The sequence below is a fragment of the Streptomyces puniciscabiei genome (genome assembly GCF_006715785.1).
In the GTDB taxonomy this organism is placed as follows: Bacteria; Actinomycetota; Actinomycetes; order Streptomycetales; family Streptomycetaceae; genus Streptomyces; species Streptomyces puniciscabiei.
In genome coordinates this window covers 2,710,977-2,726,728 of sequence record NZ_VFNX01000001.1, presented here as the reverse complement: position 1 = coordinate 2,726,728, position 15,752 = coordinate 2,710,977, and the positions used below count along the sequence as shown (strand labels likewise).

Genomic DNA, 15,752 nt, shown 5'->3' with positions numbered 1-15,752 from the left:
ACGTCCATGGGCGCGGCGCTGATCTGTCTCGGCGCGCTGGTCTGGCTGCTCGGCGGCGGGCACTACGGAATGCGGCGGGCGCGGCTGCTGCTCGCTGGCGGCGGAGTGGTGACGCACGGCCCGCCCTCCTGGGGCTTGGCCCGCGCGGAACTACGTCGGCTGTGGGGCCGGTTGGGGCCCGAGTGGTGGGCGCTCGCGGCCGGCCTGCTGCTCGGGCTGCTGGGGGCCTCGGTGATCCCGGCCGCCGCGGGGGCGGCCGGGGTGCCGGTGCTGCGCCGGGTGCGGCTGGCCCGGCAGGCCCGGCGGGCCCGGGAGCGGAGGGCCGACGCGGTGATCGCCCTGTGCGGGGCTCTCGCCGGGGAGGTGCGCGCCGGACGACAGCCGGGCGAGGCGCTGTTGCGGGCGGCGCGGGACTCCGGCGGGCTCGGCGAGGCGCAGGCAGCCGTGGTCGCGGCGGCCCGGTTCGGCGGGGACGTGCCGGGCGCGCTCGCCGCGGCGGCCCGGCAGCCGGGCGCGGAGGGCCTGCTCGGGCTGGCCGCGTGCTGGCGGGTGGCCGTGGCCCAGGGCGCCGGGCTCGCGGCGGGCTTGGACCGACTGGACGCGGCCCTGCGCGCCGAACGGGACCAACGCGCCGACCTGCACGCCCAGGTGGCGGGCGCCCGGGCAACCACGGTGCTGCTCGCCGTGCTCCCCACCCTCGGCGTCCTCCTCGGCTCGGCCATGGGCGCGGCCCCCCTCCACGTCCTGCTCCACACGGGCGCCGGCCTCGGCTGCCTGACGATCGGATCCGCCTTCGAGGCGGCCGGGATGTGGTGGGCAGTGCGGATCGTACGGGGAGCGGGGGCGGGGTGAGCGAGGGCGTGAAGCGGGGCGGGGCGGTGTTCGGGGGCTGGACGGTGTTCGGGGCTGATGTGCGAGGGATGCGCTGGCTGGGGCCTCAGGGGCCTCAGCGCTCCCGGGGCGTCCGGAGCCTCCGGGGCGGGCCAGAGCGGGTCAGGGGCCTGCGGCCGGGGCGTGCGGAGGAACCCGGGTCGATCAGCGGAGGAACCCGGGTCGATCAGCGGAGAGCGGAGTGGTGTGTGCGGGACGGAGCGCGTGATGGGGCGCGTCGGCTGGGGCGTGCGGGGAGAGCGGGCGGTATGAGCGGGGAAGTTGTCCACAGGTTGGGGACGGCCGGGGCTGTCGTGCCCGTCCTTGGCTGGGTGGTGTGGCGGTTGGGGCTTGTCCGGAGGCGGCGTCGGGCACGGCGGCGGGTGGCCGAGCTGCTCGGAAGGGAAGTGCCGGTTCGCGGGCGGGGGTTGGCGTCGACGGTCCAGGTGCGGCGGTGGCTGCCGCCGGCCGGGGCGGTGGGCGGTGCCTGGCTTCTGGTCGGTGGTGTGACCGGGGGCGTGCTGGGGCTGGGCGCCGGGCTCGTGCTGTGGTGGTGGCGGGGTCGGCAGTTGGCCGCCGGTCGGGCGGAGCCGGTCGACACGGCCGCCGCCACACGCCAACTCCCGTTGGCCGCCGATCTGCTGGCTGCCTGTATCGCGGCCGGCGCCGGACCGGTGATCGCCGCACAGGCGGTCGGGGAGGCGCTCGACGGGCCGGTCGGGCAGGCGCTGGCGCGGGGCGCGGCCGAGGTCCGGCTCGGCGGTGAACCGGCCGACGCCTGGCGGGGGCTGGCCGAGCTGCCCGGCGCCGCGGCGCTGGCGCGGCTGCTCGAACGGGCCGACGAGTCCGGGCTTCCGGCAGCCGAACCTGCCGCCCGCCTCGCCTCCGACGCACGCGCCCAGTGGGCCCGCACCGCGACGGCCCGGGCCCGGCGCGCGGCCGTACTGATCTCCGCGCCGGTGGGCCTGTGCTTTCTGCCCGCTTTCATCGCGGTCGGCGTGCTGCCCGTCGTGATCGGACTCGCGGGCGGCATGAGGGGAGGCAGGTGAGGCGTCCGAGAGCGAACGAGCGCAAGCGGTCGATGAACCGAGCAATCGCGGAGAGCCACGAAAGAGCTGAATCCCACGGGGGTTGGAATGCACAGGAAGATCAAGGAAGCGGCGGCGGTACGGCTGCTGGGCAAGGGCCGCCGGGACGCCGGAATGGTGACATCCGAGTACGCGATGGGGATCATCGCGGCCGTCGGGTTCGCGTTGCTGCTCTACGAGGTCGTCACCAGCGGCCAGGTCCGGGCGGAGCTGCAGGACATCGTGAAGAAGGCCCTCAGTGCGCGGATGTGAGCGAGGGGCGGACCGGGGGTTCGTGACCGCTGAGGCGGCCGTGGTGCTGTGCGTGCTGGTGGCGTTCACGATGGCGCTGGTCTGGGGGCTGCTCGTGGTGGCCGCGCAGATCCAGTGCGTGGACGCCGCTCGCATCGGCGCGCGGGCCGCCGCCCGTCAGGACCCCGCCGACGCCGTGGTGACCGTGACCCGGGAGGCCGCGCCGCGCGGCGCCCGGGTGACGGTCCGGCGCGAGGGCGACCGGGTACGGGTGACGGTGGTGGCCAGGCCGCCGGTGCTGAGCGGCCTGCCGTTCGAGGTGCGGGAGCAGGCCGTCGCACCGGCTGAGGAGACCGCAGCGACCGGGGAGACCGCAGCGACCCGGGAGGTGGCCGAGTGAGGGGGGACGGGGCGGGGAATCGGCGGCACTGGGACCGGGGGTCCGGCGCCGTGCAGGGCCGGCAGTGGTCCGACCGGGGGTCCGCCACCGTGTGGAGCCTGGGGGCGATGGCCGTGCTGTGCGCGGTGTTCGGCGCCGTGCTGGCGCTGGGACAGGCCGTCGTCGTCCGGCATCGGGCGGCGGGCGGGGCGGATCTCGCGGCGCTCGCGGCGGCCGCCCACTGGGAGGAGGGCGGCGCGGCGGCCTGCACCCGGGCCGAGCGGCTGGCGGCGGCCCAGGGGGTACGGCTGGTGCGGTGCGCGATCGTCGGCGAGACCTCGGACGTCACGGCGGCCTCGGGAAGAGGACCGTTCGCTGCGGAGGCCAGGGCAAGAGCGGGACCGGCGGGACCGGTGCCGGAGGAAGCGGCGTCCACGGGACCGGGGCCCATGGGATCGGAGCCCATGCAATCGGAGCCCATGCAATCGGAGCTCATGGAATCGGGGCCCACGGGCATGCGGCCGGACGGGCTCAAGCGGGGGGCGCCTGCCCCGGAGCCGCTTCTTCCGTCGGCAGCCCCGCCTTCTCCTCCGGCGCCCCCCGCAGCAGCACCGTGAGGAGCCGTACCGCGCCCCTCTTGTGCAGCGGGTCGTTGCCGTTGCCGCACTTGGGGGACTGGATGCAGGACGGGCAGCCGGCCTCGCACTCGCAGGAGGCGATGGCCTCGCGGGTGGCGGCGAGCCAGGTGCGGGCGGTGTGGAAGGCGCGCTCGGCGAAGCCCGCGCCGCCGGGGTGGCCGTCGTACACGAAGACCGTCGGCAGCAGGGTGTCCGGGTGCAGCGGGACCGAGACGCCGCCGATGTCCCAGCGGTCGCAGGTCGCGAAGAGCGGGAGCAGACCGATGGAGGCGTGCTCGGCGGCGTGCAGGGAGCCGCCGAGGATCTCCGGGATGATCCGGGCCTCGTCGAGCTGGTCGTCGGTGACCGTCCACCACACCGCGCGGGTGCGCAGTGTACGAGGAGGGAGGTCGAGTTTTGTCTCACCGAGCACTTCGCCGGTGATGAGGCGTCTGCGGAGGTAGGAGACCACCTGGTTGGTGACCTCGACCGAGCCGTAGCAGAGGCGGCCGGCGCCCCAGGGGATCTCGGTGTCGGTCTCCAGGATGGAGATGGAGGTGGTGTCACGGGCGACCGTGGAGTACGGCGGGTCGGCCTGCTCGACCAGGGCGACCGAGTCCTCCAGGTCCAGGTGGCGCACCAGGTAGGTGCGGCCCTGGTGCAGGTGGACCGCGCCCTCGTGGACCGTTGAGTGCGCGGCGCCCGCGTCGACCGTGCCGAGCAGGCGGCCGGTGCTGGACTCGACGACCTGCACCGGGCGCCCGCCCGCGCCGCGGATGTCGGTCAGGTCGGCGGCCCGCTCGCGGCGTGTCCAGTGCCAGGCCTTCGTCCGCCGGCGCAGCAGCTTCGCGGCCTCCAGCTGCGGCAGCACGTCCGCGCAGGCGGGGCCGAAGAGGTCCAGGTCCTCCTCGGTGAGCGGGAGTTCCGCGGCTGCGGCGCACAGGTGCGGGGCGAGCACGTAGGGGTTGTCGGGGTCGAGGACGGTGGATTCCACCGGTTGGTCGAACAGGGCCTCGGGGTGGTGTACCAGGAAGGTGTCCAGCGGGTCGTCGCGGGCGACGAGGACGGCGAGGGCGCCCTGGCCGGAGCGGCCCGCGCGGCCCGCCTGCTGCCACAGGGAGGCGCGCGTGCCCGGATAGCCGGCGATGACCACCGCGTCCAGACCGGAGACGTCCACGCCGAGTTCCAGGGCCGTCGTGGCAGCGAGCCCGAGGAGTTCACCGGAGTGCAGGGCGCGCTCCAGGGCACGGCGTTCCTCGGGGAGATAGCCCCCGCGGTAGGCCGCGACACGCCGGACCAGGGCGCGGTCCACCTCGGCCAGCTTCTCCTGGGCGATCACCGAGATCAGCTCGGCGCCGCGGCGGGACCGCACGAAGGCCACCGAGCGCACGCCCTGCACGGTGAGGTCGGTCAGCAGATCGGCGGTCTCGGCGGTGGCCGTCCGGCGTACGGGGGCGCCCTTCTCGCCGTGCAGCTCGGTCAGCGGGGGCTCCCACAGGGCGAAGACGAGCTCGCCGCGCGGGGAGGCGTCGTCGGCGACCTCGGTCACCGGCAGGCCGGTCAGCCGACCGGCGGCGACGGCGGGCTCGGCGGCCGTCGCCGAGGCCAGCAGGAAGACGGGCGAGGCGCCGTAGCGGGCGCACAGGCGGCGCAGCCGGCGCAGTACCTGGGCGACGTGCGAGCCGAAGACACCCCGGTAGGTGTGGCACTCGTCGATGACGACGTACTTGAGCGCCTTCAGGAAGGAGGCCCAGCGCGGGTGGGAGGGAAGTATGCCGCGGTGCAGCATGTCGGGGTTGGTGAGGACGTAGTTGGCGTACTGGCGGATCCACTCCCGTTCCTCGAACGGGGTGTCGCCGTCGTACACGGCGGGGCGCACCGAGGTGCCGAGGGGTTGTGAAAGTTCCTTCACCGACCGGCACTGATCCGCCGCGAGCGCCTTGGTGGGCGCGAGGTACAGGGCGGTGGCGCCACGGCCGTTCGGAGCCTCGGCGCCGTCCATCAGGGTGGACAGGACGGGCGCGAGGTAGGCGAGGGACTTGCCGGAGGCGGTGCCGGTGGCGACCACCACCGAGTCGCCGTCCAGGGCATGCTCGGCGGCCAGCGCCTGATGGGCCCAGGGGTGTTCGATGCCGTACTCCCGGACGGCCGCGATCACCTCGGCCCGGATTCGGTCAGGCCAGACGGCATGGCGGCCCGCGCGCGGGGGCAAGTGCTCCGTATGAGTGATGCGTGCAGACCGGCTCGGCCCGGAGGCGAGCCGGTCCAGGACCGCGCCCGGAGACGGGCGGGACGCCGGGGCTGCCGGGGATCGATCGGATCGGTGATTCTTGGCCATCGGCACCGAGTGTGTCACTGGCGTGACGGACAATGGAGCCAAGGCGTCGTGCACGCCTGCCGGTAAGTGATTGAATGCCATCGCGGCTGGCGTTGCGTCCCGGGGGCCGCAAGCCGAGGTGTCCTTAAGGGGCGACCGCTCGATAGCAAGGTGCTGGAGGATCCGTGGACCTGTCCCTGTCGACCCGTACCGTCGGCGATCGTACGGTCGTCGAGGTCGGTGGCGAAATCGATGTATACACCGCGCCCAAGCTGCGGGAGCAGCTGGTCGAGCTCGTGAACGACGGGAATTTCCACCTCGTCGTCGACATGGAGGGCGTGGATTTCCTCGACTCCACCGGGCTCGGCGTGCTGGTCGGCGGCCTGAAGCGAGTGCGTGCCCACGAGGGCTCGCTGCGCCTGGTCTGCAACCAGGAGCGCATTCTCAAGATCTTCCGTATCACCGGCCTCACCAAGGTGTTCCCGATCCACACCTCGGTCGAGGAAGCGGTGGCGGCCACCGACTGACCGTGGACCGGTCACCGGCGCCGGGCTCCCGTCGGAGCCCGGACGTCGGCCGGTACCGTCCGGCCCGCTGCGTTCGGGGCCGGTGCGTCGACCGGTTCCGTCCCGGGCCCTGAAGCGGCTCGGGGCACAGAAGCACAGCAGGGGGTGTGGCCTCTCGGCGGCCCCGCCCCCGACCCGCACGCCCGTATTCGCTAGGGGGATGCATGGCCACCGTCGAACTCCGCTTCAGCGCGCTGCCCGAGCACGTACGGACCGCCCGACTGGTGGCGGCCGCGGTGGCACGCAGGGCCGGAGTGGACGAGGCCGTCCTCGACGAGGTCCGGCTCGCCGTCGGCGAGGCCTGCTCCCGTGCCGTCGGGCTGCACCAGATGGGCGGCATCAGCGCGCCCGTGAAGGTGGCGCTGATCGAAGAGGAGAAACAGTTCTCCATCGAGGTCGGCGACGAGGCTCCGCATGCCGTCCCGGGCGACACGCCCGGCGCCGCGCAGGACGGCGAGGCGGAGGTCGAGGAGGACGAGATGGGCCTCGCGGTCATCAGCGGCCTCGTCGACGACGTCCAGGTCACCACCGGACACGACGGCGGCCTGATCCGCATGACCTGGCCGACCACACCGCCGGCCACCGCGCTGGTCTGATACCCGCGTCGCAGCACGTCACGAGGGCCCTGCCTGGCAGGGCCCTCGGTGTTTTTCCGGGGCGCAGAGACGCCCTGCCGAATTCGTGAAGCAATTCACGATCATTGACAATGCCCTGGCCCCATTACTCCATTCGGGTTGTCGGGTGGGATCTCGATCATTTACTGATGCGTCGGCGGAGGCGAATTCCGTTTACCGCGCTCTGTTTAGATCACACTGAGGTACCTAGAATCCCCACATCTTGAGCTCAGCCCAAGCGTCAAGGAGGACGAATGGCGGGGCTTTCTACCCCTCAATCGGGTCATCCCACAACTCTCGCAGCCGCGGTCCTGACCGGTGACAATCGGATCATCGTGGCCGTCATCGCGGCGGTCGCCCTGGCCGCACTGGTGGTCGCGGGGATCCTGGTGCGGCAGGTGCTGGCGGCCGGCGAGGGCACCGACAGCATGAAGCGGATCGCGGAGGCGGTCCAGGAAGGCGCGAAGGCGTATCTCGCCCGGCAGTTGCGCACGCTCGGCGTATTCGCCGTGGTCGTCTTCTTCCTGCTCATGCTGCTGCCCGCGGACGACTGGAATCAGCGTGCCGGGCGGTCGGTGTTCTTCCTGATCGGTGCGGCGTTCTCGGCGGCCACCGGCTATATCGGCATGTGGCTCGCCGTGCGCAGCAATGTGCGGGTCGCCGCGGCGGCCCGGGAAGCCACCCCGGGACCGGGCGAACCGCAAAAGGATCTCACCACCGTCTCGCACACCGCGATGAAGATCGCATTTCGCACGGGCGGCGTCGTCGGCATGTTCACGGTGGGGCTCGGCCTGCTGGGCGCCTCCTGCGTGGTGCTGGTGTACGCGGCCGACGCGCCGAAGGTGCTGGAGGGCTTCGGCCTCGGCGCCGCCCTGATCGCAATGTTCATGCGTGTGGGCGGCGGCATCTTCACCAAGGCCGCCGACGTCGGCGCCGACCTGGTCGGCAAGGTCGAACAGGGCATTCCGGAGGACGACCCGCGCAATGCCGCGACCATCGCCGACAACGTGGGCGACAACGTCGGCGACTGCGCGGGCATGGCGGCCGACCTGTTCGAGTCGTACGCCGTGACCCTGGTGGCCGCCCTGATCCTCGGCAAGGCCGCCTTCGGCAACTCGGGCCTCGCCTTCCCGCTGCTCGTGCCCGCCATCGGCGTCCTCACCGCGATGATCGGCATCTTCGCGGTCGCACCGCGGCGTGCCGACCGCAGCGGCATGACGGCGATCAACCGCGGCTTCTTCATCTCCGCGGTGATCTCGCTCGCCCTGGTCGCGATCGCGGTCTTCGTCTACCTGCCCTCGAAGTACTCGGCGCTGCACGGCGTGACGGACGCGGCGATCAGGGGCAAGGCCGGCGACCCGCGGCTCCTCGCCCTGGTCGCGGTGGCGATCGGCATCCTGCTGGCCGCCGTCATCCAGCAACTGACCGGCTACTTCACCGAGACCAACCGCCGCCCGGTCAGGGACATCGGCAAGACTTCCCTCACCGGACCGGCCACCGTCGTCCTGTCCGGCATCTCGGTCGGGCTGGAATCCGCCGTCTACACCGCGCTGCTCATCGGGCTCGGCGTGTACGGCGCGTTCCTGCTCGGTGGTACGTCGATCATGCTCGCGCTGTTCGCGGTCGCGCTGGCCGGCACCGGCCTGCTCACCACGGTCGGCGTGATCGTCGCCATGGACACCTTCGGTCCGGTCTCCGACAACGCGCAGGGCATCGCCGAGATGTCCGGCGACGTCGAGGGCGCCGGCGCGCAGGTGCTCACCAACCTGGACGCGGTCGGTAACACGACCAAGGCCATCACCAAGGGCATCGCCATCGCCACCGCCGTGCTCGCCGCGTCGGCGCTGTTCGGGTCGTACCGCGACGCGATCACCACCAACGTGCAGGACGTCGGGGCGAAACTCACCGGCCGGGGCGCGCCGATGAGCCTGTCCCTGGACATCTCGCAGCCCAACAACCTCGTCGGCCTCATCGCGGGCGCCGCGGTCGTCTTCCTCTTCTCCGGACTGGCCATCAACGCCGTGTCGCGTTCGGCGGGTTCGGTGGTGTTCGAGGTGCGGCGGCAGTTCCGGGAGCATCCCGGGATCATGGACTACAGCGAGAAGCCCGAGTACGGCAAGGTCGTCGACATCTGCACCAGGGACGCCCTGCGGGAGCTGGCCACGCCAGGTCTGCTCGCCGTCATGGCGCCGATCTTCGTCGGGTTCACGCTCGGCGTCGGCTCGCTCGGCTCCTACCTCGCCGGCGCGATCGGCGCGGGCACGCTGATGGCGGTGTTCCTCGCCAACTCCGGCGGCGCCTGGGACAACGCCAAGAAGCTGGTGGAGGACGGCCATCACGGCGGCAAGGGCAGCGAGGCCCACGCGGCCACGGTGATCGGCGACACCGTCGGTGACCCCTTCAAGGACACCGCGGGACCGGCGATCAACCCGCTGCTGAAGGTCATGAACCTGGTCTCGCTGCTGATCGCGCCCGCGGTGATCAAGTTCTCCTACGGCAGCGACAAGAACCTGGGCGTGCGGATCGCGGTCGCGATCCTCGCGCTCGCGGTGATCGTCGCCGCCGTGTACGTCTCCAAGCGGCGCGGAATCGCCGTCGGTGACGACGAGAGCACCGAGCGGATCGCCAACTCACCGAACACGGCGGTGGTTTCGTAGCCGTACTCTCCGTCTGATCGACGAGCCCCGCTCAACCGGTGGGCGGGCGGCGCGTGTTGGCGCGCCGCCCGCCCGCTGCCGTCTGCGGGGGGTCGTTGGGCAGGGCCCTCTGGGGAGGCGTCTGTGGCCTCGCCCACGTGGTGAGCCTTCTCTCTCATGGTGCAAAGAGTCACAAAGGGTGCCTTAGGGGGCGTTCGGGGAGTGGGGGGTGTGGGTCCGCCGTGTAGGGTCCGTGGGCCGAGAGCCATGGAAGGGACCGATCCGGTGAACAAGAAGCTCGCGGCCGCACTGTCCGGCGGTGCGGTACTGGTGGTGGCGCTGACGGGATGCAGCAGCGGCGGCGGTGACAAGGGGCCCGACCCCAAGCTGGTCGCCTGGGCCAAGTCGGTGTGCGACGCGGTGCCCGCGCAGGACGCGAAGATCAAGGCGGCGAACGCGGCGATCAGCACGACGGCCGCCGACACCGCCAAGCCCGAAACGCTCCAGAAGACGGACTCGCAGGCCTTCCAGGACATGGCCGACGGCTACAAGGCGATCGCCACGGCCGTCAGCGACGCGGGCGCGCCTCCCGGTGTCAGCGACGGCGCCAAGCGGCTGCAGGACGTCGTGAAGAGCTTCAACGGTCTCTCCGCCTCCTACGCCGGCCTGAAGAAGCAGGTCGACGCGCTGAACACCAAGGACCAGGCCAAGTTCGCCTCCGGTCTGCACGACGTCGCGGTGCAGATGACGGACCTGGAGAAGCAGCACAAGAGCGGCACCGACGCGCTGGAGAAGCTCCAGCAGGGTGAGGTCAAGAACGCCATCGCCCAGCAGGCCAGCTGCAAGAAGGTCGCGGCCACGGCTTCGTCCCCGTCCTCCCCGTCGGCGGGCTGACGGGACGCTTCCCGGCCGCCGGCCGACAGCTCGCGTACGGCGGTCGGGGCCGCGGCCGACGGGGCGTGACCGGGCCGGGGCGTGGGGCGTGCCGAGCCGTGTCCGTGAGGCGTGCCGAACTGCGGCGGTGAGGCGTGCTGAGGCCGCGTGCGGAAGGTGCCGCGGGCCACAATGGGGGCGTGACTGACTCCGGACTCGCTTCCCTGCCCGCTTCCGACCGGCCCGACGTCGCCGCGCGCCTGCGTGACGCGCTGCTGGCCGCCACCTTCACCGCCGACGGTCTGCTGGACCTGCTCGGCGCCCCCGCGTACGCGGCGCTGGCCCGCAGCGAGACCGTGCCCGCCCTGAGGGCGACCCGTGGCGACACGCCGCTGGAGACGCTCGTACGGCTGTTCCTGCTCCAGCAGCCGGTGCCGCACGCGCGTGTGGCGGCCGTTCTGCCGGTGGAGGAGGCGCTGGAGGCCGGCTGGCTCACGCGCGTGGGCGGCGACGAGGTGGCCGCCACCGTGGACGTACGGCCCTACGGCGGTCCCGGCGGCGAGGACTGGTTCATCGTGTCCGACCTCGGGTGTGCCGTGGGCGGGGCGGGTGGCATCGGGCAGCGCGACGAGGGCGTGGTCCTGGGCGTCGGCGGCGCCTCCACGACGCTGGCAGGCATCACCGTCCGTACCCCGGTCGCGTCCGCCCTGGACCTCGGCACCGGCTCCGGCATCCAGGCGCTGCACGCCGCCCAGCACGCCACGCGCGTGACGGCCACCGACCTCAACCCGCGCGCCCTGCACACCACCGCGCTCACGCTCGCGCTCTCCGGCGCGCCCGCCGCCGATCTGCGCGAGGGCTCGCTGTTCGAGCCGGTCCACGCCGACGAGACCTTCGATCTGATCGTCTCCAACCCGCCCTTCGTCATCTCGCCGGGCGCCCGACTCACCTACCGGGACGGCGGGATGGGCGGGGACGATCTGTGCCGCTCGCTCGTTCAGCAGGCGGGGGAACGGCTGAACGAGGGCGGGTTCGCGCAGTTCCTCGCCAACTGGCAGCACGTAGCGGGGGAGGACTGGCAGGACAGACTCAGGTCGTGGGTGCCGCGCGGGTGCGATGCCTGGATCGTGCAGCGCGAGGTACAGGACGTCACGCAGTACGCCGAGCTGTGGCTGAGGGACGCCGGTGACCACCGCGGCGATCCGGCGGAGTACCAGGCTCGGTACGACGCCTGGCTCGACGAGTTCGAGGCGCGCAAGACCAAGGCGGTCGGCTTCGGCTGGATCACCCTGCGCCGGACGGGTTCCGCCGAGCCCGTCGTCACGGTCGAGGAGTGGCCGCACCCGGTCGAGCAGCCCCTCGGGGACACGATCCGGGCGCACTTCGAGCGTCTCGACTATCTCCGGGAGCACGACGACGCGGCTCTGCTCGAGAGCCACTTCAAGCTCGCCGCCGAGGTGGTCCAGGAGCAGGTCGGGCTGCCCGGCGCCGAGGACCCGGAGCATGTGGTGCTGCGGCAGCACCGGGGGATGCGCCGGGCGACGAAGGTGGACACCGTCGGTGCCGGGTTCGCGGGTGTGTGCGACGGCACGCTGAGCGCAGGGCGCATCCTGGACGCCATCGCCCAGCTCATGGGCGAGGACCCGGTGGTGCTGCGCGACCGGACGCCCGCGCAGATCCGCCTGCTGGTGGAGCAGGGCTTCCTCGAGCCGGCGCGCTGACCGGGCCAGGCACCTGACGGGCCAGGCGCGCTGACCGGGCCAGGCGCGCTGACCGGGCCAGGCGCGCTGACCGGGCCAGGCGCGCTGACCGGGGCGGCGGGGGCGGGCAGGGCAGCGGCGGCCGGTCGGGACTGTGACGGGCCATGGCGGCGTGGGTCGGGTGAGGTACGCCGGGTACGGGGGCGGTCGTAGCCGGCCCCCGATGCCTTCGTGGCCGCGTCCGGATCATCGTCGTATGCCGGGGGTGCGGACCGCCGCGGGTCGGGGTCGGGTGCCGTGACGCGCCGATGCGGGGAAAACGGCCGGAAAAATATGGGTGCCGCGAGCCCAGCCCGCGCTATTCGATCTTGTGTTCGATGTCACGTCGACCTTTCGTTCACTCCGATGTCGCCTGCCCGTCTCCCCTCCGGCTCCCGTGCGTGCCAGTCTCGCGGCGCGGGCGGAGCCGGACGGCACGGAAGAGGTGGGCGGGGGATGGAGAGCGGGCCGGCGATCTTCGCGGGAATCGTGTTCGCCCTGTTCGGAGGCGCCCTGCTGACCTGGACCTGCACCCGCCTCAGGCGCCGCGAGCCGGTGGCCCACGGTGTGAACCGGGTCGCATCGGCGGCCGTCGCGAGCGGGGCCGGGACGGTCGCTCTGGCCCTCGCCGGGTACTGCCTGACCCGCCTCTGACGTCGGCGGGCGCGCGGCGGTGAGGCTGCCGCGAGAGTAAGGGGAGCGTCACGCTCCGGACAGGCCTTGAGTGGGTACCCGGGACTCCGGGCGGCAGGAATACCGGTAGTCGGGTTACCGTTCGAGTGGCCGTTGTGGGCTTTTCCCGTTTGACACGGGGGCGGGATGTACCGTCACACTCCGCAGCGTCACACGTGCCAGAAGTACGCCGCGACCCCGGGAGGAACCTGGGGAGGCCCCAGCGTCGACCGGAGAGAAGAGCGAAGTTGTCCCCGACCAGCGAGACCGCACAGGGCGGCCGCCGACTCGTCATCGTCGAGTCGCCTGCCAAGGCGAAGACGATCAAGGGCTACCTCGGCCCCGGCTACGTCGTCGAAGCGAGCGTCGGGCACATCCGCGACCTCCCCAACGGCGCCGCGGAGGTGCCCGAGAAGTACACCGGCGAGGTACGCCGCCTCGGTGTGGACGTCGACCATGACTTCCAGCCGATCTATGTGATCAACGCCGACAAGAAGGCGCAGGTCAAGAAGCTCAAGGACCTGCTGAAGGACTCCGACGAGCTCTTCCTCGCCACCGATGAGGACCGGGAGGGCGAGGCCATCGCCTGGCACCTCCAGGAGGTCCTCAAGCCGAAGATCCCGGTCAAGCGGATGGTCTTCCACGAGATCACCAAGGACGCGATCCGCGAGGCCGTCGCCAACCCGCGCCAGCTCAACCAGAAGCTGGTCGACGCCCAGGAGACCCGCCGCATCCTCGACCGCCTCTACGGCTACGAGGTATCGCCGGTCCTGTGGAAGAAGGTCATGCCGCGCCTGTCGGCCGGCCGTGTCCAGTCCGTCGCGACCCGTCTCGTCGTCGAGCGGGAACGCGAGCGCATCGCGTTTCGTTCTGCCGAGTACTGGGACCTGACGGGCACCTTCGCGACCGGCCGCGCGGGCGATCCGTCGGACCCGTCGTCGCTCGTCGCCCGCCTGCAGACCGTCGACGGCAGGCGGATCGCGCAAGGCCGCGACTTCGACTCCCTGGGACAGCTGAAGAGCGAGAACACCCTCCACCTCGACGAGGCGACCGCCCGCGCCCTCGCCGCCGCCCTGGAGAACACCCGCTTCTCCGTGCGCTCCGTCGAGTCCAAGCCGTACCGCCGCTCGCCGTACGCCCCGTTCCGTACGACGACGCTGCAGCAGGAGGCCAGCCGCAAGCTCGGCTTCGGCGCGAAGGCGACCATGCAGATCGCCCAGAAGCTGTACGAGAACGGCTACATCACGTACATGCGTACGGACTCCACGACGCTGAGCGACACCGCGATCGCGGCCGCCCGCGCCCAGGTCACCCAGCTGTACGGCGCCGACTACCTGCCCCCGCAGCCGCGCACCTACGCCGCCAAGGTCAAGAACGCGCAGGAGGCCCACGAGGCGATCCGGCCCTCGGGTGATCGTTTCCGCACCCCCGCCGAGACCGGCCTGACCGGCGACCAGTTCAAGCTCTACGAGCTGATCTGGAAGCGGACCGTCGCCTCCCAGATGAAGGACGCGACCGGCAACAGCGTGACCGTGCGGATCGGCGGCACCGCCGCCGACGGGCGGGACGTGGAGTTCAGCGCCTCCGGCAAGACGATCACCTTCCACGGCTTCCTGAAGGCCTACGTCGAGGGTGCCGACGACCCGAACGCCGAGCTGGACGACCGCGAGCGCCGGCTGCCGCAGGTCGCCGAGGGCGACGCGCTGTCCGCCGAGGAGATCACGGTCGACGGCCACGCCACCAAGCCCCCGGCCCGCTACACCGAGGCCTCCCTGGTCAAGGAGCTGGAAGAGCGCGAGATCGGCCGCCCGTCGACGTACGCGTCGATCATCGGCACGATCCTCGACCGCGGCTATGTGTTCAAGAAGGGCACGGCCCTGGTGCCGTCCTTCCTCTCCTTCGCCGTGGTCAACCTCCTGGAGAAGCACTTCGGGCGGCTCGTCGACTACGACTTCACCGCCCGGATGGAGGACGACCTCGACCGCATCGCGGCCGGTCAGGCCCAGGCCGTGCCGTGGCTGAAGCGCTTCTACTTCGGCGAGGGCACCGGTCACGGCGGCGCGGCGGAGGCGGGCAACGGCGACGGGGACCACCTCGGCGGCCTCAAGGAGCTGGTGACCGACCTGGGCGCGATCGACGCGCGCGAGGTGTCGTCGTTCCCCGTGGGCAACGACATCGTGCTCCGCGTCGGCCGCTACGGCCCGTACATCGAGCGGGGCGAGAAGGACACCGAGCAGCACCAGCGCGCCGACATCCCGGACGACCTGGCGCCGGACGAGCTGACCGTCGAGCTGGCCGAGGAACTGCTGGCCAAGCCCAGCGGCGACTTCGAGCTGGGCACCGACCCGGCCACCGGCCACCAGATCGTCGCCAAGGCCGGCCGCTACGGCCCGTACGTCACCGAGGTCCTCCCCGAGGGCACCCCGAAGACCGGCAAGAACGCGGTCAAGCCGCGCACGGCGTCGCTGTTCAAGTCCATGTCGCTGGACACGGTGACGCTCGACGACGCCCTGAAGCTGATGTCGCTGCCGCGGATCGTCGGCACGGACGCCGACGGCCAGGAGATCACCGCGCAGAACGGCCGCTACGGCCCGTATCTGAAGAAGGGCACGGACTCGCGCTCCCTGCAGTCCGAGGACCAGATCTTCACGATCACGCTGGAGGAGGCGCAGGCGATCTACGCCCAGCCCAAGCAGCGCGGTCGGGCCGCCGCCAAGCCGCCGCTGAAGGAGCTGGGCGAGGACCCGGTCTCCGGCAAGCCGGTCGTGGTCAAGGACGGCCGCTTCGGTCCGTACGTCACCGACGGCGAGACCAACGCGACCCTGCGCTCCGGCGACAGCGTGGAGGCGATCACCCCGGAGCGCGGCTTCGAACTCCTTGCCGAGAAGCGCGCGAAGGGGCCCGCCAAGAAGACCGCGAAGAAGGCCACGGCCAAGAAGACGGCCCCGGCGAAGAAGACCGCCGCCAAGAAGACGGCGGCGAAGAAGACCACCGCGGCCGCGAAGAAGACCACGGCGAAGAAGACGACCGCCAAGAAGGCGACCGCCTCCAAGGCCCCGACTTCCGGCGCGGAGGGCTGACGCCGCCGCTTTCCGGCTTCGCAATGTGAACGCCCCGGCATCACTTTGATGTCGGGGCGTGCCCATGCCA

12 protein-coding genes and 1 pseudogene are annotated in these 15,752 nt (G+C 72.0%); 12 read left to right on the top strand and 1 reads right to left on the bottom strand.

The window, feature by feature from the left end:
* Positions 1-6: 6 nt before the first annotated feature.
* The 5 genes and pseudogenes from FB563_RS12400 to FB563_RS43975 all read left to right on the top strand — a co-directional run.
* Positions 7-852, top strand: coding sequence for a type II secretion system F family protein (locus FB563_RS12400; RefSeq protein ID WP_208766321.1), 846 nt, complete (start codon positions 7-9; stop codon positions 850-852).
* 287 nt (positions 853-1,139) lie between these two features.
* Positions 1,140-1,919: a type II secretion system F family protein gene (locus FB563_RS12395; RefSeq protein ID WP_208766293.1), complete on the top strand. Its 780-nt coding sequence runs from the start codon at positions 1,140-1,142 to the stop codon at positions 1,917-1,919.
* A gap of 87 nt (positions 1,920-2,006) precedes the next feature.
* A complete protein-coding gene (locus FB563_RS12390; RefSeq protein ID WP_055710359.1) occupies positions 2,007-2,210 on the top strand; it encodes a DUF4244 domain-containing protein in 204 nt (67 codons plus the stop codon).
* 22 nt (positions 2,211-2,232) lie between these two features.
* Positions 2,233-2,589, top strand: coding sequence for a TadE family type IV pilus minor pilin (locus tag FB563_RS12385; RefSeq protein ID WP_142218649.1), 357 nt, complete (start codon positions 2,233-2,235; stop codon positions 2,587-2,589).
* Positions 2,590-2,696: 107 nt separating this feature from the next.
* Positions 2,697-2,987, top strand: a pseudogene (locus FB563_RS43975) (Rv3654c family TadE-like protein); the annotation flags it as partial.
* 112 nt (positions 2,988-3,099) lie between these two features.
* On the opposite strand, the gene FB563_RS12375 reads toward FB563_RS43975, so the two are convergent.
* Positions 3,100-5,604 carry a DEAD/DEAH box helicase gene (locus FB563_RS12375; RefSeq protein ID WP_079049111.1) on the bottom strand — a complete coding sequence of 835 codons (2,505 nt, stop codon included), beginning with the start codon at positions 5,602-5,604 and terminating at the stop codon, positions 3,100-3,102.
* An 83-nt stretch (positions 5,605-5,687) separates the two neighbouring features.
* On the opposite strand from FB563_RS12375, the gene bldG reads away from it, so the two are divergent.
* From bldG to topA, 7 genes are all read left to right on the top strand, one after another.
* A complete protein-coding gene (bldG, locus tag FB563_RS12370; RefSeq protein WP_010986038.1) occupies positions 5,688-6,029 on the top strand; it encodes an anti-sigma factor antagonist BldG in 342 nt (113 codons plus the stop codon).
* Positions 6,030-6,232: 203 nt separating this feature from the next.
* On the top strand, positions 6,233-6,664 hold the full coding sequence (locus FB563_RS12365) for an ATP-binding protein (RefSeq protein WP_055710162.1): 432 nt from the start codon (positions 6,233-6,235) through the stop codon (positions 6,662-6,664).
* A 272-nt stretch (positions 6,665-6,936) separates the two neighbouring features.
* The gene (locus FB563_RS12360) at positions 6,937-9,339 is read left to right on the top strand and encodes a sodium-translocating pyrophosphatase (RefSeq protein ID WP_055710163.1); all 2,403 of its coding nucleotides are present in this window, start codon (positions 6,937-6,939) and stop codon (positions 9,337-9,339) included.
* A gap of 246 nt (positions 9,340-9,585) precedes the next feature.
* Positions 9,586-10,212 (top strand): hypothetical protein, encoded by a 627-nt coding sequence (locus tag FB563_RS12355; RefSeq protein WP_055710164.1) that lies wholly within the window; start codon positions 9,586-9,588, stop codon positions 10,210-10,212.
* Between the two features lie 179 nt (positions 10,213-10,391).
* Positions 10,392-11,912, top strand: a complete 1,521-nt coding sequence (locus FB563_RS12350) for a N5-glutamine methyltransferase family protein (protein WP_055710165.1) — start codon at positions 10,392-10,394, stop codon at positions 11,910-11,912.
* Positions 11,913-12,386: 474 nt separating this feature from the next.
* The gene (locus tag FB563_RS43500) at positions 12,387-12,584 is read left to right on the top strand and encodes a hypothetical protein (RefSeq protein WP_055708100.1); all 198 of its coding nucleotides are present in this window, start codon (positions 12,387-12,389) and stop codon (positions 12,582-12,584) included.
* Positions 12,585-12,850: 266 nt separating this feature from the next.
* Complete coding sequence (gene topA, locus FB563_RS12340) at positions 12,851-15,682, top strand: type I DNA topoisomerase (RefSeq protein WP_055708099.1); 2,832 nt, start codon at positions 12,851-12,853, stop codon at positions 15,680-15,682.
* Positions 15,683-15,752 lie beyond the last annotated feature (70 nt).

Coding starts and splice junctions, on each gene's coding strand:
- FB563_RS12400 (WP_208766321.1), top strand. CDS start 7: ATGGGCGCGGCGCTGATCTGTCTCGGCGCGCTGGTCTGGCTGCTCGGC.
- FB563_RS12395 (WP_208766293.1), top strand. CDS start 1,140: ATGAGCGGGGAAGTTGTCCACAGGTTGGGGACGGCCGGGGCTGTCGTG.
- FB563_RS12390 (WP_055710359.1), top strand. CDS start 2,007: ATGCACAGGAAGATCAAGGAAGCGGCGGCGGTACGGCTGCTGGGCAAG.
- FB563_RS12375 (WP_079049111.1), bottom strand. CDS start 5,604: ATGGCATTCAATCACTTACCGGCAGGCGTGCACGACGCCTTGGCTCCA.
- FB563_RS12365 (WP_055710162.1), top strand. CDS start 6,233: ATGGCCACCGTCGAACTCCGCTTCAGCGCGCTGCCCGAGCACGTACGG.
- FB563_RS12360 (WP_055710163.1), top strand. CDS start 6,937: ATGGCGGGGCTTTCTACCCCTCAATCGGGTCATCCCACAACTCTCGCA.
- FB563_RS12355 (WP_055710164.1), top strand. CDS start 9,586: ATGGAAGGGACCGATCCGGTGAACAAGAAGCTCGCGGCCGCACTGTCC.
- FB563_RS43500 (WP_055708100.1), top strand. CDS start 12,387: ATGGAGAGCGGGCCGGCGATCTTCGCGGGAATCGTGTTCGCCCTGTTC.